This is a genomic window from Saccharopolyspora flava (assembly GCF_900116135.1).
GTDB lineage: Bacteria > Actinomycetota > Actinomycetes > Mycobacteriales > Pseudonocardiaceae > Saccharopolyspora > Saccharopolyspora flava.
Window position 1 is genome coordinate 87419 of record NZ_FOZX01000010.1, and the last position, 21149, is coordinate 108567.

Consider the following 21149-nt stretch of genomic DNA (forward strand, 5'->3'; position numbering starts at 1 on the left):
GATCAAGCCGTTCTCGCGATCGCTCATGACGTCCTTCCGCCGTTCGGTCCGCATCGACAGCGCGCGGACACCGGGCTCTCGGCGACCGCGCCACCGTGCAATGAACACCGTTTACCGAAGGCGGCACAAGACTTCCGGATCATTCGTTAGGAAACGGACGCAGGTCGGCGGAACGGCAGCGTCCGCTTGGCTCACCAGGTCGGCATGACCGACTCCGGATAGCGGGATCCGGCCGAGCCGCGGGGCAGGATCTCGCGGATGCGGTCGAGATCCTGCGGGCTGAGCGCGATGTGCGCCGCCGCGGTGTTCTCGGCGACCCGCTGGGGGCTGCGGGTGCCCGGGATGGGCACGATGTCCTCGCCCTGGGCCAGCAGCCAGGCCAGGGCGAGCTGGGTGACCGTGATGCCCTTGGCCTCGGCGAGGGCGGTCAGCTCGCGGATCGCGGTCAGGTTCTTCTCGTAGTTGCCGGGCTGCCACCGCTCGTCCCAGCTGCGCATGTCGTCGGCCGGGTACTCGGCGGCGGGCTTGACCGCACCGGTGAGAAAACCGCGCCCCAGCGGCGAGTACGGCACGAAGCCGATGCCCAGCTCGCGCACCACCGGCAGCACCTCGGGCTCCACGGCGCGTTCGAACACCGAGTACTCGGTCTGCAGCACCGACACCGGGTGCACGGCGTGGGCGCGCCGGATGATGTCCGGGCCCGCTTCGCTGAGCCCGAAGTAGCGCACCTTGCCCGCGTCGATCAGCTCACCGACCGTTCCGGCCACGTCCTCGATCGGGACCTCCGGGTCGACCCGGTGCTGGTAGAGCACGTCGATGTGGTCGGTGCCGAGGTAGCGCAGGCTGTTGTCGGCGACCCGGCGGATGTTGTCGGGACGGCTGTTGAGCCCGAACCCGTCGGCACCGGTCGGGCTGCTCATGTCGAACCCGAACTTGGTGGCGAGCACGACCTCGTCGCGCACGTCCTTGAGGCCCCGGCCGACGAGCTTCTCGTTGCTGCCCGTGCCCATGCCGTAGAGCTCGGCGGTGTCGAACAGGGTCACGCCCAGTTCGTGCGCCCGGCGGAGGGTGGCGATCGCGCTGGACTCGTCGCCGGCCCCGTAGGCCATCGTCATCCCCATCGTGCCGAGGCCGATCGCGGCGACCTCGAGGCCCTGCGTGCCGAGCCTGCGCTTCGGGAGGTTCGTGGTGTTGTGCTGCTGCGTCATGCCGTCAACGCTAGGTTCGCGGCGCCGCGAGGGCATGGGCTGCGGGTAGCATGAGATTGCCTGATCCTCTCACCGGGGAGTGCTCATGCTCGACGATCTCGAGGCCGCCATCACCCGGCACATCGCCGCCGAGCCCGCCGTGCCGCGGCTGGCGCTGGCGGTTGTCGACGAGCCCGTCGTGCCCTTCGACGTGCTCTACGAACCGCTGGTGTGCTTCACCGCCAACGGGTCCAAGAGCGGTGTCGCCGGTGAGCGGAGCTGGACCGTCGGCCGAGGCGAGATGTTCCTCAACTCGCTCGTCATGCCCGTTACGGCCACCTTCGACGAACTGCCCTACCGCGCGGCGGTGCTCAGCCTCGACGGCGGAATGCTCGCCGACCTCGTGCTGGAGCTGGACCTGAGCGAGCCCGCGCGCACGACCCCCGGCGGGCAGATCACCGCACCCATGACCCCCGACATCACCGACGCGGTGACCCGATGGGTGCGGCTGCTCGACACACCCGAGCACATCGGCCCGCTGGCCCACCGCGTCGAGACCGAGATCCTCTACCGCCTGCTCGTCAGCCCGCTCGGCCCGATGCTGCGCGACCTCACCTTGACCGACACCGCCGCGGCCCGAGTCCGCACGGCGGCGAGGTGGATCAGCGCCCACTTCACCGAACCGCTCACCGTCGAGGCGATCGCGGCGGTCGCCCACATGAGCACCGCGAGCCTCTACCGCCACTTCAAGACCGCCACCGGCATGAGCCCGCTCAACTTCCAGAAGCACCTCAGGCTCCAAGAAGCCCGCCGTCGCCTCCTCGCCGACGACACCACGGCGGCCCAGGTGGCAGAGGCGGTCGGCTACGTCAGCCCCACCCAGTTCAACCGCGAATACCGCCGCGCCTACGGCCTCCCACCCGCCCAAGACGCGGCCCGCCTGCGCGGAGAGCTGGCCGGCACCGGACGGGTGGACTAGTTGCGATTCTCAGCCTCGTATTTGCGGTTCCAGGTTTCGTTCCGGAACTGCGCGAGTGTCTGGGGCCCGCCGACGCCGCTCCTCATGTCGACGAAGTAGAACCGATTGTCCCGGCCGAATCGCTCCTTCAGTACCTCGGAGTGATCCCCTCCCATGCCGACGTACCGGGTCCCGTTTCGTGCGGCGGCCTCCAGTGTTTCGACGAAGCGCTCGTCCCTGATCTTCTTCAGCTCAGCGGCCTTCTCGTTCGGCGACAGATCCTCCGGATTCCGTGCGCTGTCGGGGTTTTCGGGGGCGGCTCGGTGCAGTTCTTCGTTCACGAGGACTTCGAGGTACGTCGCCAGGAGTTCCCTGTACTGCTCGCTCTCCTCGCGGTTGAGTTCTTGGAACGCGTTGCCGATGTGGCCTTCGGCGGGGAGATCCTTCATGAATTTCTTGAGGCCCTTGTTATTCGCGGCATTCTTGTACGCGCTCTTCAGCTTGTTCTTGGAGAGAGGTGACCACTCCCTGGTCTTCACGTCCTTGCCGTATCCCCAGGCCATCTTGAGGTATCTCTGCGCCGTGAGTCCGAAATGTGACCCCCTCTCCTTCGTGAGCGTTGCCAGGGTGGTCGGTCTATTCAAGATAGTGATCAAGAGGGACATGGCTTCTGCGAGCTTGGGATGCAGCGGTTCTGCGCCGTGTTGTGTGTAGTCGGCGTCAGGGTTGAGATCTACGCCGTGAAACCGGTCGAGAACCGGGGAGAGTCCTGCGAGGTAGGCGGATTTGGTTTTGGAATCCTTGGAGAAACCGGTGGCGAAGGCCTCGTACACGAAGCTGTTCGACCCCACTGCGCGGAGCACGTCAGGAAGCGTGATGTCGGTGTGCTTCTCTCCCACCACGTTGACGCGGTCAGGATGGAATCGGAGCCAAGTGAGATCCGGTCCGTCTTCCAGGTGGCCCAGGTAGTCGGTCTTCCCGGTGGCGTGGTTCTCGAACTCTTCACGGGAGTCGTAGATGCGGACCTTGTCGTCTTCCGCGTGGGCCTTCATGGCGGGTGACAAGCCGTCCTCGGTGGGATCGACCCGCCTTCCTCCCACCCACGCCCATCGCTGAAGGGTGACGGGCGCGGGTGGTGCCGAGGGGGCGGCGTCCTCGTCGCGGGCGCGCTGCACCGGTGGTGCGCTGCGCATGGCTTCCGCGGCGTTGGCTTCGGCGGCGCGCTCGTAGGCGTCGGAGGGGTCGGACACCTTCACGCCGTCGCCGCGGTCGGTTCCGGAGACCGGCCCGGAGCGCTGCTGCAGCACGTGGGTGAGTTCGTGGGCGAGCGTGTGCTTCCCGGCGGCGGAGGTGTTGTAGTGCCCGTTCTGGAAGACGATGTCCGCACCGGAGGTGAAGGCCCGGGCCTCCACGGACTCGGCCGCGGCGTGCGCCGAGGGGCCAGTGTGCACCCGAACTTCGGAGAAGTCCGCACCGAGCCGGGTTTCCATCTCCGAGAGCACAGCGCCACCGAGCGGACGTCCCGGTTTGCGCAGCTCCTGCTCGACCGCGGAGCGCTGCACGCTGGTGTCCCGCTCCGCGTCGTCGCTCCGGCGGGAGAGCATCGCGGCCACGGCGGAGTTTCCGGCGGTGCGCTGCAGAGCCAGGATCGCCGCGGGCGCCGGGGCCATGCCGGCCGGAGGCGTCGTCGCCTGCCGTGCGTTGGCACCGGGCTGCGTGGTCTCGTGCTCGGCGCGTCCGGGTCGCCGGTGATCGTTCAGGCGCATGAACACCCCCGTTCCTCCGCGGCGGATCACCCCAGCGTCCCCGGGACGTGCGCGTTCGGGAACAGCCCGCCGGACGTCCTCGCGGGCAACGTGCTTGCCCCTTGAGGCCACTCGGTCTCGGGTCACGGGTGCCAGCGCAGGGCGAACCAGAGGTGCATTCGGGTTTCTGGGTCATCGAGGTCGGCGTTCAGGGCTTGTTCGATCTGCTTGATGCGGTGGCGGATGCTGTTTCGGTGGGCGTCCATTGTGGATGCTGTGCGTTCCCAGTTGCCGTGGTTGGCGAGCCACACCCGCAGCGTCTCCACGAGGTGGTTGGCAGGACGAGCGGCGTCGAGTTCGTGCAGGGGTGCGAGCAGGTGGGTGCTGAAGTCGGCGGCACTGCCCGGCTCGATGACGCCGGTGAGGCCGAGGTCCGCGTGCTCGGCGACCAGGGGAGTGCCGAGCCTGCGAGCGCGTTCGAGCAAGGACCGCAGCTCGGGGATGGCCTCCGCCAGCCCGTCAGCGGGCCGGGCCGTGCTGACGACGGCGAGCCAGCCGTGATCTCGCAGGGTTGCGAGGGTGTCGTCGCTGGGGAGAGTTCGGACGATCGCGTGCACGTCGTCCCCGTTCACGCGCACCAGCGGGGTTCCGAGGGTGGCGCTCAGCCAGTCGTACCCCGCTGCGGCGTCGGTCGGTCCCTTGCCGTGCGGCGTGGTGGCGACGACCCGGCACGGGCCCGATCCCAGCAGCTCGCGCAGGGACTCGGCCGTCTCCCCGAGCAGCAGGGCGGTGGTCGCGCCGCCCAGCAGCGCTGAATCCGTGCCCGCCCGGGCGGTCAGGCCGAACAGGGCCGCGCCGATCGCGAGGATCGCGCGGTCGGTGTCGCCGAACCGGTCGCCGCGCGCGGCCACCAGCACCCGGGCGGTGCCGGCCCGCGCGTAGACCGGCTGCGCGACCACGTAGCTCCCGTCGTCGAGTTCGGTCGCTGCGGTGCGGATGCCGCCGCCGGACACCTTCGCCACGAGCTCGTCCAGCTGCGCGGGCAGCACCCTCGGGGCGCCGTGCTCGGCCGTGCGTTCCCCGGCCGATCCGAGCAGCACGATCCAGCCGCGCAGCCACGCGGCGACGGCCTTCGCCAGTTCCGCGAGCCCGGCTGACGCCGCCCGGGTCAGCGCTTGCCGCGCGTCGTCGAGGTAGCGCTGCTCGCGCTGCCCGGCCTCGATCAGCTCGACGGCCACCGCCCGGTTGACCGCGAGGAACGGGGTTCCGGGGTCGATCACCAGCAGCGGAACGCCGTGCCTGATGCACGCGTCGCGCAGCGGCTCCGGGAGCCGGTCGTGCCGGGGCGGGGAAATGCCGAAGGCCAGCGCGGTGATCCCGGCGTCCCGCAGCTCGCGGACGTAGGCGTCGACCTCCTGCTCGGGCTCCGGCAGGTCGACGCCCGAGGTGAGCAGCAGCTCGCCCCCGAGCAGGTAGGGCGTCGGGTCGCGCCGCTCGCTCACGTGCGCCCAGCGCACCGGCAAGTCCCGCGCCCCCGGCCGCAGTGAGCCGGGGACGACCTCGATGCCCAGCTCCGGGTTCTCGATGACGCTGCGGAGCGGGACGTGAGCGACGTGTGACGTGCCTGTGGTCATCTCGGCCAGAGTGTAGCGATTTCTTGGCTGAAAAATACCGGCGTAACAGGAGTTTCACGGACCTACGGTTACCTGAACGCCGTCCCGGAACGCCGTGGGTGAAGGAGCGATGCCGTGTTCGTGGACTACCTCGTGATCGCGCTCTACATCGCCGGACTGCTCGGGATCGGCTGGGCCGGGATGCGCATGGCCAGGACCAGGAGCGACTACCTGGTGGCGGGCAGACGCCTGGGCACGTTCCTGTACTCGGGCACCATGTCGGCCGTCGTGCTCGGCGGCGCCTCCACGGTCGGCGGCGTCGCCCTCGGGTACGAGTCCGGCATCTCCGGGGCGTGGCTGGTCGGCACGATCGGCCTGGGAATCCTGGTGCTGCACGCGGTCTTCGCCCGCAGACTCGTGCGGCTGCGGCTCTACACCGTCTCCGAGATGCTGGACCTGCGCTACGGCGGCGGTGCCTCCAGCGCGGTCTCCGGCGTGGTGATGTGGGCCTACACCCTGATGCTCACCGTGACCTCCGTGCTGGCGTTCGGGAAGGTCTTCACGGCCCTGTTCGACCTGCCCGGCATCGCCGGCATCGCGCTCGGCGGCGGCATCGTCCTGCTCTACACGGTGCTCGGCGGGATGTGGTCGGTGACGCTGACCGACATGGCCCAGTTCGTGGTGATGACCATCGGATTCCTGCTGGTGCTGCTGCCGTTCGCGCTCACCGCCGCGGGCGGGTTCGACGGGCTCACCGCGCGGCTGGACCCGAGCTACTTCCAGGTCGACGCCATCGGCTGGGACACCATCGTCACCTACGTGCTGATCTACGGGTTCGGCCTGCTGATCGGCCAGGACATCTGGCAGCGCGTGTTCACCGCCCGCTCGCCGAAGGTCGCCACCGCGGGCGGGATCGGCTCCGGCCTCTACTGCCTGATCTACGCGGTGGCGGGCGCGCTGATCGGGACCGTGGCCAAGACGCGCTACCCGGATCTGGCCAACGCCGACGACGCGTTCACCCGCATCGTCGAGGACCTGCTGCCCGCGGGACTGCGCGGCCTGGTGCTCGCCGCGGCGCTGTCGGCGCTGATGTCCACCGCCAGCGGCACCCTCATCGCCTGCTCCACGGTCAGCACCACCGACATCCTCGCAAGGCTGGGGCTGCGCAAGGGCAGCGGTGAGTCGGGCCTGCGCGCCAACCGGGTCACCACCGTCGTGCTCGGCGTGGCCGCGATCGCGGTGTCCATGCTGATCAGCGACGTGGTGGCCGCGCTGACCGTGGCCTACAACCTACTGGTCGGCGGCCTGCTCGTGGCGATCCTCGGGGCGCTGTTCTGGCGCCGGGGGACCAAGGCGGGCGCGCTCGCGTCGATGGCCGTCGGCTCGGTCGCGGTGATCGGCTCGATGATCGGGTACGGGCTGGAGGCCAACGAGCCGATCTACTTCGGGCTCGGCGCCGCCCTCGTCAGCTACGTCGTGGTGAGCCTGGCGACGCCGCCGACCCCGCAGCCGGTGCTCGCGGCCTGGGACGCCCGGCTCAGCGGCACCGACACCACCGACGACGTTCCGGCCGCCGTCTGAGCGTTCACCGAGCACGAAGCACGAGGAGGAATCCGAGAAGTGAGTGAGCAGTCCCCGATCGGCCCGGTCGATTCCTCGCAGGTCCCGCGGTTCGCCGGATTCGCGACCTTCGCGCGGCTGCCGCGCATCGACGAGGTGGAGCGGGCGGACATCGCCGTGGTCGGCGTGCCCTTCGACACCGGTGTCTCCTACCGGCCGGGCGCCCGGTTCGGGCCTGCCGCGCTGCGGGAGGCCAGCCGCCTGCTGCGGCCCTACCACCCGGGACTCGACGTGTCGCCGTTCGCGCGGGCGCAGGTCGTCGACGCCGGAGACATCGCGCTCAACCCGTTCCACATCGGATCGGCCATCGAGACCCTGCAGGACGAAGCGCAGCGCTTCGCCGCCGCCGGCACGCGCATGGTCACGGTCGGCGGCGACCACACCATCGCGCTGCCGCTGCTGCGCGCCGCCGCCGCGCAGCACGGTCCGGTGGCGCTGCTGCACTTCGACGCGCACCTGGACACCTGGGACACCTACTTCGGCGAGCCCTACACCCACGGCACCCCGTTCCGCCGCGCCTCCGAGGAGGGGCTGCTGGACACCAGCGCGCTCTGCCACGTCGGCACCCGCGGCCCGCTCTACGGCAAGCGCGATCTGGACGAGGACCGCAGGCTCGGCTTCGGCATCGTGACCTCCGGCGACGTGCTGCGCCGCGGTGTCGCCGACACCGTGGCGGCGCTGAGCGAGCGCATCGGCGACCGGCCGCTGTACATCTCGGTGGACATCGACGTGCTCGACCCGGCGCACGCACCCGGCACCGGAACCCCGGAGGCGGGCGGGATGACCAGCCGGGAACTGCTGGAGATCCTGCGCGGCCTGGCCGGTCACCGCATCGTCGGCGCCGACGTCGTCGAGCTCGCCCCCGCCTACGACCACGCGGAGATCACCGCGATCGCCGCCTCGCACGTGGCTTACGACCTGGTGAGCCTGCTGAGCCTGGGGGTGTCGGCATGAGCAGGATCGGTGGTGACGTCGTCGTCGAGACGCTGCGGGCGCTCGGCGCGGGCACCGTGTTCGGGCTGCCCGGCCAGCACGCGCTCGGGCTGTTCGAGGCGCTGCGGCGCGCGCCCGACCTGCGGCTGATCAGCGCCCGGGTGGAGAACAACCTCGCGTTCGCCGCCGACGGGCACGCCCGCGCCCGGCTCGACGCCGACCCGCACGGGCCGGTCCCGGTCACGCCGATGATCGTCTCGACCGGCCCCGGCGCGCTGCTCACGCTCGCTTCGCTGCAGGAGTCCCGCGCGGCCTCGGTGCCGGTGCTGGGGATCTCCAGCCAGATCCCGGTGGCCGGGCTGGGCGGCGCCCGGCGCGGGTACATGCACGAATTGCCGGACCAGAAGGCCGCTTTCGAGGGCGTGGTCAAATCCGTGCACACCGCCCGGTCGGTGAGCCAGATCCCCGCCGCGCTGCGGGCGGCGTGGGAATCAGCCGCGACCGCGCCGTACGGGCCGGTGTGGGTGGAGATCAGCGAGGACGTGCTGCTCGCCCCCGCCACCGGACCGGCGATCACGACCGCCACGGCGGCCCCCGCACCGCCGGCCCCGTTCGCGGACGAGGTCGCGGCCGCGGCCGACCTGCTGGCCTCGGCGCAGAACCCGGTGGTGCTCGCGGGCGGGGGAGTGCGCCGGGCCGGTGCGCACGCCGAACTGCTGGCGCTGGCCGAGGCGCTCCGGGCGCCGGTGCTGACCACGTTCGGCGGCAAGGGCGCGTTCCCGTGGCACCACCCGCTGTCCGGGCAGTCCTGGCTGGAGGACACCCGCTCCCGCGACTTCCTCGCCGACGCCGACGTGCTGCTGGTGCTCGGTTCCGGCCTCGGTGAGCTGTCCAGCACGTATCACACGCTGCGCCCGCGCGGCCGCCTCATCCAGGTGGAGGCCGACGCGGGCAAGCTCGGGGCCAACCACGAGGGACTCGGCCTCCACGCCGACGTCCGGCCGACCCTGCGAGCGCTGCTCGACGTCCTGCCGCGGCGCGCACCCGACGGCCGGGCCGAGAGCGCGGTGGCCGGACTGCTCGCCTCGGTGCGGGACCGCCTCGACGCGCAGCCGCTCGACCTGGAACGACAGGTCATGTCCGACGTTCGCGCGGCACTGCCCAGCGGCGCGCCCTCCTTCTGGGACATGACCGTCCTCGGGTACTGGGCCTGGTCGGCGTGGGACGCCGACGACGCACCGATGCACAGCGCGCAAGGCGCCGGTGGCCTCGGTTTCGCCCTGCCCGCCGCGCTCGGCGCGGCAGCCGCGGGCGCCGGTTCGGTGCTCGCGGTGTCCGGGGACGGCGGGGCGATGTACGGCATCGCGGAGCTGGCGAGCGCCGTGCAGCACCGGCTCGACGTCACCTGGCTCCTCGTCGACGACGGCGGCTACGGGATCCTGCGCGAGTACCAGACCAGCGCGTTCGGGCAGACCCACGCCACCGAGCTGGCCCGGCCCGATTTCGTCGCGCTGGCGCGCTCTTTCGGCGTCCCGGCGACGTTGTCCGATGTGGACTCGCTGCGCGCGGATCTCGCGGAAGCGCTCAGCGCTCCCGGGCCCGGCGTGGTCGTGCTGCCCGCGACCCTGCGGATGTTCGAACCCACTCACCTGTGAGCCGCGACCGCCCAACCGTCAGAGGATTTCCAGCGGTGTCGCCCGGTTCGGGGCCGGGAACCGGGCGTCGAGCTCGGCCAGGTCGTCAGGCGACAACCGGATGTCCAGCGCCGCGTGGTTCTGCTCGACGTGATCCCGGGTCGCGGCCTTGGGAATCGCGCACAGACCCTCGCCGGCCAGGACCCAGGCGATGGCGATCTGGGCGGGCGTGGCGCCGTGGCGCTCGGCGACCCGCGCCAGCACCGGGTCTCCGAGCACGCGACCCTGCTCGATCGGCGAGTACGCCATCACCGGCATCTGCTGCTCCCGGCACCGGGGCAGCAGGTCGAACTCGATCCCGCGCCGGGTGAGGTTGTAGAGCACCTGGTTGACGGCGCAGTCGCCGCCGCCCGGCTGCGCCCGCAGCTCGGCCATGTCGTCGGGGTCGAAGTTGCTGACCCCGAAGTGCCGGATCTTGCCGCTGTCGCGCAGCTCCTCGAACGCCTCGAGCGTCTCCGACAGCGGTGTCCCGCCACGCCAGTGCAGCAGGTAGAGGTCCAGGCGGTCGGTGTTCAACCGGCGCAGGCTGCGCTCGCACGCCTCGACCGCACCGCGCCGGGAGGCGTTGTGCGGGAACACCTTGCTGACCAGGAAGACCTCGTCCCGGCGCCCGTCGATCGCCTCGCCCACGACCTCCTCGGCACCGCCGTCGCCGTACATCTCGGCGGTGTCGAGGAGACCGATGCCGAGGTCGAGCCCGTGCCGCAGCGCCGCGACCTCCGCCGCGCGCTCGGAAGCGTGCGCTCACCCATGCCCCAGGTGCCCTGCCCCAGCACGGGCAGGGCACCGCCGGACGGCAACGACAGGTGTCGCATCGTTCGACCTCCGCTCTCGCCAGTTTTTCCTCGAATTGTCCGGGCAAAACGGACGTTGATCATGGGTGATTCGAGGAAAAACCGTCCCTCACCCGGTGACCTTCTCCAGCCCGGTCCGGAGCCGGGCCACGGTCCCCTCGACGTCGCCGAGCTTGTCCAGGCCGAACAGGCCGACGCGGAACGAGGAGAAGTCGGCGGGCTCGTCGCAGTGCAGCGGCACCCCGGCCGCGACCTGGATCCCGACCTCCTTGAAAGCCGCACCGCTGCGGAGCTCCGGGTTGTCGGTGTGCACGACGACCACGCTCGGGGCCGCGAACTCGTCAGCGGCGACCGAGGGGAGCCCGTGCTCGGCCAGGAGCGCCCGCACGCGCCCGCCGAGATCGATCTGCGCGGCGCGGAGCTCCTCGAACCCGCGGTCACGGGTCGCCAGCATGAGCTCCAGGTTGTGCGCGAGGGTGTCGGTCGGCATCGTCGCGTGATACGGGCTCTGGCCCTGCGTGTAGGCGTCGGCGATCGACAGCCACTTCTTCAGGTCGGCGGCGAAGCTGGTGGACGTGCTCGCCTCCACCGCGGCCCGGCCGGCCTCGCTGAGCATCACGTAGCTGGCGCACGGCGACCCGCTCCAGCCCTTCTGCGGCGCGCTGAGCAGCACGTCGACGCCGAGATCGGTCATGTCGACCCAGAGCGCCCCGGACGCGATGCAGTCCAGGACCAGCAGGCCACCGACCTCGTGCGTCGCCTCGCCGAGACGGCGGACGTAGTCGTCCGGCAGCAGCATCCCCGCAGCGGTCTCGACGTGCGGCGCGAAGACGACCTCGGGCCGCTGCTCGCGGATCGCGGCCACGACCTCCTCGATCGGCGCGGGCTGCCACGGGGACCGGTGCGCCTCGTCAACGGGACGCGCCCGGTGCACGGCGTGCTCCCGCGCGATCGACCCCATGTCCAGGATCTGCGACCAGCGGTAGGAGAACAGCCCGTTGCGCACCACGAGGCAGCGGCGGCCGGACGCGAGCTGACGCGCGACGGCCTCCATGCCGTAGGTGCCACCCCCGGGCACCACCGCAACGCCGTCCGCGCGGTAGGCCGTGCGCAGGACGTCGACGATGCCCTGCATCACGCCCACGAAGCGCTGGGACATGTGATTCAGCGAGTGATCGGTGAACACCACTGAGTACTCGAGCAGGCCACCGGGATCGATGTCGTCATGAGGCAGTGCCATACCCGTAGCCTGACACACCCGCAGAACCCAACGGAGAACAGCACCGCGGCCCGGTCGAGATCACGATCCGGGTCTTCCGCCCGCCGGTCAGCAGCCCTCGGTGATGATCCCCTGCTCGCAGAGCCACTGGTGCTGGGTCTCGCCGGAGGTCTGCTCCTGGCCGCAGGCGGTCCCGCACTGCTGGTATCCGGGGAGCTGGTCGTGGTCCTCGTAGTCGTAGGGGTAGCCGGTGTCCTGCTTGTAGTCCTGGAACCGCTGGTAGTCGCCGCTCCACTCCGGCTCGCGGGGAACGGAGTCGCCCGGCGAGGAGGTCGTCCCCTCGGGCTCTGCCGGTTCGTCGACCGTCGGAGCCTCGGTCGGCGGATCCGCGGGTTCGGTCACCGGGGGAGGCGGCGCCACGGCAGGAGCCGGGGCAGTGGTCGTCGGGGGAGGGGGCGCTGGAGGCGCGCTGTCCCGGAGACACGCCGAGCCGGTGAACAGCACGGCCGCGCACCCGAGGGCCGCAGCAGTGCCGGTGACGGTGGTCATCGAGATCACGCCCCCAGTCATGTCCGGGATCAGGCGCCTGTGGCGACGAGGGTGATGAAGATGGCGCAGACGATGATGTTGACCAGCCAGCTGTGGGTGTTCATCCAGTCGCGGACCGCCGGCATCGCCCTGACCGCCTTCCTGTGGAACGCGAGGTAGAGCAGCAGCGGCAGGGCCGCTACCAGGAGCGTGGCCGCGAGGAAGGGGAGTGCTGCGCCGAACCCGGCGTTGTGGTGTTCGAGGTTCGCGCCGACGGTCAGCATGATGAGGACGTCCGAGGGCATGGACAGGATGACCAGCAGCCCGGTCTTGAAGCCGGTGGCGGGCGACGCGGACAGCAGCGTGCCCAGCCACTTCGGCGGTTGAGCGGTCTTGCGGCCGAGGTAGTTCTTCAGGGCGAGCAGCGCCAGCAGGACGATGAGTCCTATTTGGATCGCCTTGCCGAAGCCCGAGGAATGCGGCCCTCCTGCGTGGAGCGCGCTGCCGAGCAGACCGGCGAGCTCGCGGGCGATCGCCACTCCCGCGGCCGTGGCGAGGAGGATCCCGGAGAGGAAGGCGAGCGAGACCCGAACGGCCCGCCCGGTGGTGACCAGGACGATGGCGGACATGATCTGCGGTCCGGCCATCATCGTGATCGCCAGCGGCAGCACCTGCAGGCCCACGCCCACCCCCTCTCCCCGGGCGTTCCCCGGTCAACCGTGCCGCAGCTCCCGGCCGTGCGCGACCAGGGCGTAGATCACCACCAGGTCGAGGGCGATGACGATCGCCGACCAGACGGGGTAGGCGGCGAAGAAGGCGATGTTGCCCAGCACGCTCAGCGCGGCGAGCGTGATCGCCACGGCCCGGGCCCACGTCTTGCCGCTCATCACGCCGATCCCGGCCACCGCGAGCACGGCCCCCATGACGAGGAAGCTGATGCCCACGCCGGCGAAGCCGACCTGCACCGCCATCCCGGACGGCAGCAGGTACGTCGTGCCGGACTCCGCCATCGCGATCAGCCCGTTGACCACCTGCACGATTCCGGCCGCCACCATCACGATGGCGCCGAAGTAGATCCAACCGACCCAGCCCGTGCGGGCGGGATGCGCTCCATGCGTAGCCATGGCGAACTCCTCCAGGGGGATGCGAGCACCGGGGCGATCTGCCGTCGGCCCCACCCACCGTGTGCACCACCCCGCCCCCTGACCAGGGCAGAAAGACCCAACCGCTCGCCACCGCGTCCCTCACCAAGGAGCAGTTTTAGCCATAACTGTCCCGACATTTCGGGCGCCGAATGCGGACAGTTATGACTAAAACTGCCCCCTCCCGCACCACTGACTCCCCGACGCGAAGAACAGGCGACGCCGAACACCAGCAGTGGCGCATCCCGCGCGAGGCGGATGGCCGAGCGGGTTACGCGTCCGGTGCGGTGACGGGGGAGGGCGCTCCGGCGTTGCGGCGGGCGGCGAGGACGAGGGTGAGCGCGCTGATCGCGCCGAGGACCATCAGCGGCGCGAGGGCCCAGGTGAAGCTGCCGGTGGCGTCCTTGATCTCCCCGATCACATGACCGGGATCTGGGACGCTCCTGCACTACACGCATATGGGTGCGGCTGGAATGGAGTCACGCGGGTTTGCGGACAAGTCCGGTGTATCCGGCGACGAAGAGGGTGGCGAAGGCCCAGCCGAGCATGTGAAGGATGTAGCTGGTGGCGAAGAAAATCTGCCCGGCAGTTGTGGTGGTGGCGAACGGTGTAGCTGCCTCGCAGCAGGTTCCGGATGACCACGGCACGAACATCGCGGGCTTGTTCAGCCGAGAGGTGCAGCAGCGATCCGGCCTGCACGCTCTCGATCAGTCGCCGTTCCACCTCTGTCGGCTCAACCATGGTCAAGATCGTAGGAGAGCTGAACGACCGCCGTATGCGCTTCCCAGGGGATCAACGCCTTGTCGGCAGGTGTGGTCACGGGCGCGGAAGCAGAGCTGCGACCTCGGTCATGGCATCGAGATCGTCAGCGCTGTATGTGCCCGAGATCGTTTCCGCTTCCGCCACCGTGAGGACCGTTCTCCTGGGGTTTGAGTTGTAATGGTGACCAGTGAACTCAATATCGCCTATGTCGAAAAATTCACTTCCCAAGGCCTTGACGTCGCCGGTCCCGTGGCGGTCTTCCAGACGCTTGAACTTCCGGACAGTGCTCCGATCGCGGAACTCAACCCATGCTACGGAAACAGCCGCCGCGTTTCCTTGATCGTCGCCGACCGTGAAGACGAGTCTGTTCAGAGACTTGCACGGGTGACGGACCAGAAACTCGCGGACTTCTCCGAACGAATGCGCTACGCAGTCGAACGCTTGAACCTTGTCGGACTGCCGTAACCTGCGCAATCCCATCTTCCGCCAGGCCTCCTCGGCCTGTCCTTTACGAACCGATCGCTTAGCATCGGTCTTGCGTGCCGTGAGATTGCGTGACGACGTGCTTCGCGCAACGGTATTCGCTGATCCACTGGTTGCCGACTCGCCTGCTAGGAACTCTGCCGTGACAGAAGATCCAGCACCTGCAACGCCGCCGCCTGACGCGAGAGCGAAGGCGAGCGTGCCGGCGACGATCAGGCCTCCGGCGCTTCCCTTCCGCGGAGCTGGATCTGATCCTCCGCCCGCGCCGCCGATTCGACGATCTGCCACCCGTCTCCCTCCACGAAGGCATGAGCCGACAGCAGGCCATCATGGAGAGCGCGAAAACGATCACCAAGTAGTTCGCGTGAAATTCGGCCATTCGAGTGGATGTTCGGTGGTGGCCTTGTTGAACATGACGGGTTCCGCCATGTAGTCGGCTGTTGGGGAGTCGTGCGCTGGGAAATCGGGGAGCGGTGGCCGGGGCGAGGAGTTCTGCTGTTGCCGGGCTGCGGATTGTGCGGTGGGGAAGATCCGCGGTTACCCGTGGCGGGGTGTGCGTTTGGGGGTGACGGAGCTGATGTGGTTGGTGAGGGCGTCCGGGATGTGCCAGTCGTCGGGGGTTCCGGTGGGGCAGGCGTCGTGGTTGACGGCGGCTTCGACGATGGCTTGGGCGTCGTCGGCGGTCAGGCACCTCCAGCACGTCGCAGACAGCCTCCTCGGCCGCAGCTGAACACCTGCCTGGGCGGCCTGCCGCTCTCCTCAGGTGGCCGATTCCAAAGTCAGTGCGGTGTCACCGTGCCATTGCTGATGTAGGTGACCGCGCCGCGGATGTCGTGCCAGCTCAAGCCGGTGTCGTGGAGTGGCATGATCAGTTCACCGGCCAGGCCGAAGCCGCTGATCGGGCCTCCCCAGCGCGGCACCCGCACCGAGAGCCACTGGCCCCGCCGCAGACGAACCCGCTTCACCGCGGTCCAAGGCGCCGTGAACGTGCCGGAATCCGACATGTAGGTCACCCCGCCTGGGGTGAAAACCAGCTGGAGACCGCTCATCGCGGCGTGCACCCGGTACACGTGCAGGTAGAAGCCGAGGCTAAGGGCGAAGAGCACCGCGAGAGAGAAGTACACGGACCCGCCGGCGTTTCCCAGCGCGGTGAGGGTGGTTCCTGCCGCCAACTGGACTACGACCGCCACGGCCTGGGCGATGATCGGGATTCGCATGCGCCGGAGTTCCCGCCGGTACGCGTGCGGAGAACGGGTGACGACGAAGGTCGGCGGGGCAGGGGCAGGACCGGGATGCACCAAGACAGTCTCGCACCTGCACACCGGGCCCCATCGGCGATCCGAGAACCTTCCCGTGGGACGGCAACGTCAGCGGTGTGATGCAGAAGCCCTGGGCTTCCCAAAGGTGGAGAGCGGCAGCTCTAGGCGCGTTCGCTTGCTCCGTAGTGGCTGGTGGAGCTCAAGAGCTCGGCCGGTGCGTCGGTGTCGGTGTCCCAGAGCTGGATGAGGTAGTCCTCTACGGGCTCGGGTGGGGCGCCGTCGATGTCGGTGTCGCGCCCGGTGGCGTGGATGCGGGCGCGACACCGCCCACCGACGATCCTCAGCGGTGTGCGCAGTTCGGGAGCTGGTTCCAGCATCAGCCCCGCGACATGGAGCTCGCCGTGCGGAACTTGCAGGTCGAGTTCGATGACGTCGTCCCAACCGTGCAGGTCTGGTGGTGGAGCGCTGTCGAAGCGCTCCACCACCAGGTTGATCTCGCCGGTGTGAATTCCAGTGCTGAGGGCGAGGATCCCGGCTGCGCTGGTGGCCAGCCCGTTGTCCCGCCATGACAGCCGACCGCCGTCGGTGGGATAGGTCCGTGCATCCAGCAGGAAGAACTGGTGATGGCTGACTGGGACCGTTCCCGAGAGGCGAAGCAGTGGCTGAGTCATGGCGACCAGGCTAGCCCGCGGTTACCTCGACATAAGACGGATTGAGCTCTGGCCAGGCTTTAGCTGACACTCGGGGCTGAGTGCATTCATGCGACCAGGGCGTCGGTGTAGATGGTCTAATTCTGTCCAGAAGGGGTTTCCAGCGGCTTACTTGTTGCGTGGCTACCCAGCATCCGGGCGAGGTCAGAAAATCATCACAGCAGTCCCCGTGCGCTGAGAGATGGATCATCATGAGGTTGGACAGAATGGATGATCAGGGTGTCTTTGAGGAGTTCTTGTTCAGGCTCAGTGATGAGCAAGTGCGAAGCTTTCCTGAAGGCTACGTGGAGATTCGGTCTTGGCAGGATGTCGATCTTGATGCCCCGCTCCGGCTGCAGGTGAGTCCGCGGTCGTTGGCGGAACATTTGCGGGTAATGGAGCGTGACGGGGAGCTGGCATTCCCGGATGAGCAGCCGATAGTTGGGGCGCTTCAGCTTTTCTTGGTGCACCTCGATGAAGCGATCCGAACGAGGCGTTCCGGTGAAACTGAACTTGTTCCGTTTCGTGCGGGGGTGAAGTCACTTGTATCCGGCTAGGTGTTGTGGGGCGGGAGGTTGATCTCCCGGCGGTGCGCGTCGAAGTGAGTCAACCGCTATCGCCGCTGCGGCGAACTCGGCTTGTAGGCGGCGGCCGTGGGCGTGAGCTGAGCCGGTACAGCGAAACGCTGAGGTGGACGCAAGGAGAAGAGAACCGAGCGATCACGCTGTGGAACGAAGGCGAGGCCGAAACCAGCTGCGCCCAGAAACATCGCCCTGGACAACCTGCAGGACCAGGTCGGCGTGCGGGTGGAACTCGGCAACGACTTCTTCTGGTCGGTGCCGCCGGAGCTCACCTACGACGTGTACACCCAGCCGGAAGCAGATCAGTTGACCATCGGTCAGCTCTCGGAGGCCTGGAGCAACCTCGCCCGGCTGAACGCAGCGGGCGGTGACGTACCGGCGTACGCGTTGGTATGGCTGGCCGACGTCCTCAAAGCTGTCGGCCACCAGACCCGGTAACCGACGTACGCGGCTTCCGGTCCGCGTGTTCAAGTTTCCCCTCGGACACGCGACCTGAGAACTAAAAACCCCAGGTCAAAGGCTTGACCTGGGGTAAAAAGTGTCCGAGGGGCGAGTTGCGCACTAACCACACGGCTTCTGCTTCCTGAGACCGGTTGAAGCAGGGGCTGTTTGCTGTCCTGCCTGTCCCGTCGGGGAGCTGCCCGGGACACGCTGGCGGGACAGGCGGACTTGGGCTGTGACCTGGGAAATTGGCCCGGTGGGCTTCCCTGGGGCGCCCGGCGTTCGGTGTCCCTGCGTGTCCCGGACATGACTGCGGTGGACGTAGCGGGTGTCGGCTTACGAGGGACGCGTTCGCGGTTGCACTTGACTGCTGGCCGCCCGTGAATTTCGGCGGCTTCGAAGCGATCGATCGCGGAGCGGGTTCACGCGAGATCTCCCATACGCGTTGCCTATTGCCGGAGTAGGGCATCGCTCATTGTCGGCGCCCCGCACGAGCGCTTTGACTCAGTGGATGACGGGGCGTCCGCGAGGCAGCAGCGCCTGGTGGGCCCGTGCGGATGGAGAGGGGTGCGGCAATGGGTGCTGACCTGGTCGGAAAGGTCGTCCTGCTCACCGGGGCGACCGGCGATATCGGGGTTGCGTACACCATGGCGCTTACCGGGCAGGGGGCGAACGTGGTGGCCACCGACCTGGACGGTTTCTCCGAAACGGGTCGGGAGATCGCGGACAAGGCGACGGCGCAAGGTCCGGGTCAAGCGGTCTTCGCCGGTTGCGACATCACCTCGGACGAAGATCTGCAGCGCGTGGTGGACCTGGGCGGTGATCGGTTCGGCGGCCTGGATTGCCTGGTCAACAACGCGGCGATCTACCGGACGTTGGGACCGAAGAGGACGCTCACGGAGCTGACCAGCGACGAGTGGGACCTCGTGCTTCGCGTCAACGTGCGCGGCTGCTGGCAGTCGATCCGCGCCGTCGTCCCCGCCATGCGGGAGCGGGGTGGCGGGCGGATCGTCAACATCGCCTCCGTCGTGTCCCGGACCGGGGCGGCCGGTTTCGCGCATTACGTGGCGTCCAAGGCGGCGGTCGAGGGCTTGACCAGGGCCGCGGCGCGCGAGCTGGGGCCGGAGAGCATCGCGGTGAACGCGGTCTCGCCCGGCTTGGTCGACGACGCGGCTTCTCGCGACATCAACGATGTGAACTACTTGGAACGCATGAAGACCACGCGGTCCGTGCCGCGTTCCATGGAACCCGAGGACCTGGTCGGTGCGGTGGTGTGGTTGTGCGGCGACGGCAGCGGTTTCGTGACCGGGCAGACGATCGTGGTGGACGGCGGAGGGGTGTTCGTGTGATGCGTCCCGACGAGTTCTCACCTCGCATCGTCGTCGGCATCACCGGCGCGTCCGGTGTGATCTACGGGATCCGCGCGCTGGAGCTGCTCGCACAGTTGGGAGTGGAAACGCACCTGGTGCTCACCCGCGCCGCCCGGGCGACCTTGGCGCAGGAGACGTCCTGGACGGCCGCAGACGCGCGGGAGCGGGCGTCGGTGACGCACTCGGAGCACGACCTGGGAGCCGCGATCGCGAGCGGGTCGTTCCCGGCCGACGGAATGCTGGTCGCGCCGTGCAGCGTCAAGACGTTGTCGGCGATCGCCAACAGCTTCGACGACAACCTGCTGGTGCGCGCCGCCGATGTGACGTTGAAGGAGCGCAGGCCCCTGGTGCTGATGGTGCGCGAGACACCGCTGCACCCCGGGCACATCCGGTTGATGGCGCACGCTTCCGAGGCGGGAGCGGTGCTGATGCCGCCCGTGCCGGCGTTCTACACCCAGCCGTCGTCGATCGACGAGATGGTCACCCACACCGTCGCTCGTGCGCTGGACGCCCTGTCGTTGCCGCACCCGCACGCGTCCCGGTGGTCCGGAGAGCGGAGCGCGCCGTCGGCTACCGATCGGCGGTCCGTTCGCGCATGATGTCGGCATGGAGCTCCACCAACTGCGCTACGTGCTCGCGGTCGCGCGCGCCGGGAGCTTCAGCCGAGCGGCCGAAGATCTCTTCCTCGCCCAGCCGTCGTTGTCGGTGCAGATCCGCAAGCTCGAGAAGGAGCTCGGCATCGCCCTCTTCGACCGGCTGGGCCGCAGGGTCGTGCTCACCGCGGCAGGAGAGGAGTTCGTCGCCCACGTCCAGCAGGCCTTGGCGCACCTCGACCGTGCGCGGGCGGGCGCCGCCGCGGTGCGCAGCCTGCAAGGCGGTCGGGTGTCGATCGGCGTGCTGCCGAGCGTCGGCGCCGGGCTGCTTCCGGGAGTGCTCGCGGACTTCCGGCGCGAGTGCCCGGAGGTCGAAGTCCGGCTCACCGAGCACAACGTCTCCGCCGAGTTCGAGCGGATGATGGAGGACGGACGATTGGACCTCGCGGTGATCCGGGCCCCTTGGGCGCGGCCCGGACTCGTCGGCCGGTCGATCGTGCGCGAACCGATCGTCGCTCTGGTCCCGCCGGAGCACCCGTTGGCCGACCGGAATGAAATGGCGCTGGCCGAGTTGAAGTCCGAGAAGTTCGTCGCCATGCAACGGGACTACGGGCTGCGGGAGTTGCTGGAGCAGATCTGCAACCGAGCCGGGTTCGAGCCGACGGTGACGGTGGAGACCACCCAGCTGTCGGTGCTGCAGGGCATGGTGGCCAGCGGTCTGGGTGTCTCGTTGCTGCCGGAACTCGCCAGCGCGGGCTATCCCGTCACGATCCCGATCGATGACGAGGGCGCAGCCCGGGAACTGGGCATCGTCCACCGCGCCAGGACCCCGCTGTCACCGCCTGCCGCTCTGTTCCTGGAACTGCTCGCGGACGCGGCTGCCGAGCGGCCCGCGCGGCGTTAGTCCTCGAACTCGCCTCGTTCCGCGCGTTCGGCGAGCGAGGTCCAGAACCGCAGGGCCGCGTGCTCCATCTCCAGGCCGAGTCCGAGCGTGACCATGCGTCGTGAGATGGCCGACTCGTGGCCGAAGCGCTCCTGCATCTGCTCGTACTCGGCGATGCGGGCCTGGTGCTGCTTGATCTGGTCTTGCGCGAGCCGCTCGATGTCGTCGGGCTCGGCGAGCTCGTTGAAGAACAGCTTGATCTCGGCGATGTCGCGCAGCTCGAAGTGCTGGTCGGTGGGCTCGGCCAGCCACGAGCGGAGGGCCGAGAGGCCGGCGTCGGTGATCGTGTAGGTGCGGCGGCGTCGGCCGTCGTCCTCCTCCTCGACGTCGAGCAGGCCGAGCTGCTCGAGCCGCTTGGGCTCCGAGTAGAGCTGGGCGTGCGGGAAGTGCCAGAAGTAGCCCACAGAGTGGCTGATGGCCCTTTTGAGGTCGTACGAGGTCGAGGGCCCGCGCATGGCGATCATCCCCAGCACGACGTACGAGGTCGTGGAAAGCCGAACCGTTGACACGCTCCGAACCCTACCGTACGTTTCCAACCATCTGTTTCGGACGATGTGAAACGGATGATCTGCTTCGGACTTATTTCGCACCGGTG

The 21149-nt window shown here is 68.9% G+C and carries 23 protein-coding genes; 9 read left to right on the plus strand and 14 right to left on the minus strand.

What is annotated here, in order from left to right:
• Positions 1–191: 191 nt before the first annotated feature.
• Entirely contained in the window at positions 192–1208 is a 1017-nt protein-coding gene (locus BM424_RS23855; RefSeq protein ID WP_093422209.1) for an aldo/keto reductase, read from the minus strand.
• 85 nt (positions 1209–1293) lie between these two features.
• On the opposite strand from BM424_RS23855, the gene BM424_RS23860 reads away from it, so the two are divergent.
• Positions 1294–2166 (plus strand): AraC family transcriptional regulator, encoded by an 873-nt coding sequence (locus tag BM424_RS23860; RefSeq protein ID WP_093422212.1) that lies wholly within the window; start codon positions 1294–1296, stop codon positions 2164–2166.
• Here BM424_RS23860 and BM424_RS23865 read toward each other — a convergent pair.
• Positions 2163–3911: an eCIS core domain-containing protein gene (locus BM424_RS23865; RefSeq protein ID WP_093422437.1), complete on the minus strand. Its 1749-nt coding sequence runs from the start codon at positions 3909–3911 to the stop codon at positions 2163–2165. The genes BM424_RS23860 and BM424_RS23865 overlap by 4 nt on opposite strands.
• A 122-nt stretch (positions 3912–4033) precedes the next feature.
• A complete protein-coding gene (locus BM424_RS23870; RefSeq protein WP_093422215.1) occupies positions 4034–5524 on the minus strand; it encodes a PucR family transcriptional regulator in 1491 nt (496 codons plus the stop codon).
• A gap of 114 nt (positions 5525–5638) precedes the next feature.
• Here BM424_RS23870 and BM424_RS23875 point away from each other — a divergent pair, with 114 nt between their 5' ends.
• The 3 genes from BM424_RS23875 to BM424_RS23885 are packed head-to-tail and all read left to right on the plus strand — an operon-like array spanning position 5639 to position 9711.
• The gene (locus BM424_RS23875; protein WP_093422217.1) at positions 5639–7084 is read left to right on the plus strand and encodes a sodium:solute symporter family protein; all 1446 of its coding nucleotides are present in this window, start codon (positions 5639–5641) and stop codon (positions 7082–7084) included.
• A gap of 39 nt (positions 7085–7123) precedes the next feature.
• The gene (speB, locus tag BM424_RS23880) at positions 7124–8077 is read left to right on the plus strand and encodes an agmatinase (protein WP_093422220.1); all 954 of its coding nucleotides are present in this window, start codon (positions 7124–7126) and stop codon (positions 8075–8077) included.
• Positions 8074–9711: a thiamine pyrophosphate-binding protein gene (locus BM424_RS23885; RefSeq protein ID WP_093422222.1), complete on the plus strand. Its 1638-nt coding sequence runs from the start codon at positions 8074–8076 to the stop codon at positions 9709–9711. Before speB ends, BM424_RS23885 begins: the two co-directional genes overlap by 4 nt.
• A gap of 18 nt (positions 9712–9729) precedes the next feature.
• Here BM424_RS23885 and BM424_RS23890 read toward each other — a convergent pair whose 3' ends face one another.
• The 10 genes from BM424_RS23890 to BM424_RS23930 form a co-directional block, all read right to left on the minus strand.
• Positions 9730–10458, minus strand: coding sequence for an aldo/keto reductase (locus tag BM424_RS23890; protein ID WP_342742649.1), 729 nt, complete (start codon positions 10456–10458; stop codon positions 9730–9732).
• Positions 10459–10653: 195 nt separating this feature from the next.
• Positions 10654–11784 (minus strand): pyridoxal-phosphate-dependent aminotransferase family protein, encoded by a 1131-nt coding sequence (locus BM424_RS23895; RefSeq protein WP_093422225.1) that lies wholly within the window; start codon positions 11782–11784, stop codon positions 10654–10656.
• An 87-nt stretch (positions 11785–11871) separates the two neighbouring features.
• Positions 11872–12165 carry a hypothetical protein gene (locus tag BM424_RS23900; RefSeq protein ID WP_093422227.1) on the minus strand — a complete coding sequence of 98 codons (294 nt, stop codon included), beginning with the start codon at positions 12163–12165 and terminating at the stop codon, positions 11872–11874.
• 176 nt (positions 12166–12341) lie between these two features.
• A complete protein-coding gene (locus tag BM424_RS23905; RefSeq protein ID WP_245776088.1) occupies positions 12342–12980 on the minus strand; it encodes a GAP family protein in 639 nt (212 codons plus the stop codon).
• A 24-nt stretch (positions 12981–13004) separates the two neighbouring features.
• On the minus strand, positions 13005–13415 hold the full coding sequence (locus tag BM424_RS23910; RefSeq protein ID WP_093422230.1) for a DUF7144 family membrane protein: 411 nt from the start codon (positions 13413–13415) through the stop codon (positions 13005–13007).
• A 289-nt stretch (positions 13416–13704) separates the two neighbouring features.
• The gene (locus tag BM424_RS28985; protein WP_175548241.1) at positions 13705–13854 is read right to left on the minus strand and encodes a hypothetical protein; all 150 of its coding nucleotides are present in this window, start codon (positions 13852–13854) and stop codon (positions 13705–13707) included.
• A gap of 58 nt (positions 13855–13912) precedes the next feature.
• Positions 13913–14086, minus strand: a complete 174-nt coding sequence (locus BM424_RS28990; protein ID WP_175548242.1) for a hypothetical protein — start codon at positions 14084–14086, stop codon at positions 13913–13915.
• Positions 14087–14249: 163 nt separating this feature from the next.
• Entirely contained in the window at positions 14250–14966 is a 717-nt protein-coding gene (locus BM424_RS28560; RefSeq protein ID WP_139274147.1) for a hypothetical protein, read from the minus strand.
• Between the two features lie 491 nt (positions 14967–15457).
• Positions 15458–15895 carry a PH domain-containing protein gene (locus BM424_RS23925; protein WP_093422238.1) on the minus strand — a complete coding sequence of 146 codons (438 nt, stop codon included), beginning with the start codon at positions 15893–15895 and terminating at the stop codon, positions 15458–15460.
• 203 nt (positions 15896–16098) lie between these two features.
• Positions 16099–16608: a hypothetical protein gene (locus tag BM424_RS23930; protein WP_093422241.1), complete on the minus strand. Its 510-nt coding sequence runs from the start codon at positions 16606–16608 to the stop codon at positions 16099–16101.
• 245 nt (positions 16609–16853) lie between these two features.
• Here BM424_RS23930 and BM424_RS23935 point away from each other — a divergent pair, with 245 nt between their 5' ends.
• The 5 genes from BM424_RS23935 to BM424_RS23955 all read left to right on the plus strand — a co-directional run bounded on the left by BM424_RS23935 (position 16854) and on the right by BM424_RS23955 (position 20515).
• Positions 16854–17183: a hypothetical protein gene (locus BM424_RS23935; protein ID WP_139274148.1), complete on the plus strand. Its 330-nt coding sequence runs from the start codon at positions 16854–16856 to the stop codon at positions 17181–17183.
• A 243-nt stretch (positions 17184–17426) separates the two neighbouring features.
• The gene (locus BM424_RS23940; RefSeq protein ID WP_245776089.1) at positions 17427–17645 is read left to right on the plus strand and encodes a hypothetical protein; all 219 of its coding nucleotides are present in this window, start codon (positions 17427–17429) and stop codon (positions 17643–17645) included.
• Between the two features lie 578 nt (positions 17646–18223).
• Complete coding sequence (locus tag BM424_RS23945; protein ID WP_175548243.1) at positions 18224–18997, plus strand: SDR family NAD(P)-dependent oxidoreductase; 774 nt, start codon at positions 18224–18226, stop codon at positions 18995–18997.
• Positions 18997–19617, plus strand: coding sequence for a UbiX family flavin prenyltransferase (locus BM424_RS23950; RefSeq protein ID WP_093422252.1), 621 nt, complete (start codon positions 18997–18999; stop codon positions 19615–19617). The genes BM424_RS23945 and BM424_RS23950 overlap by 1 nt, the downstream gene beginning before the upstream one ends.
• Before the next feature lie 7 nt (positions 19618–19624).
• Positions 19625–20515, plus strand: coding sequence for a LysR family transcriptional regulator (locus BM424_RS23955; RefSeq protein ID WP_093422254.1), 891 nt, complete (start codon positions 19625–19627; stop codon positions 20513–20515).
• Here the strand turns inward: BM424_RS23955 and BM424_RS23960 are convergent.
• Positions 20512–21063 carry a PadR family transcriptional regulator gene (locus tag BM424_RS23960; RefSeq protein WP_245776090.1) on the minus strand — a complete coding sequence of 184 codons (552 nt, stop codon included), beginning with the start codon at positions 21061–21063 and terminating at the stop codon, positions 20512–20514. The genes BM424_RS23955 and BM424_RS23960 overlap by 4 nt on opposite strands.
• Positions 21064–21149: the final 86 nt, after the last annotated feature.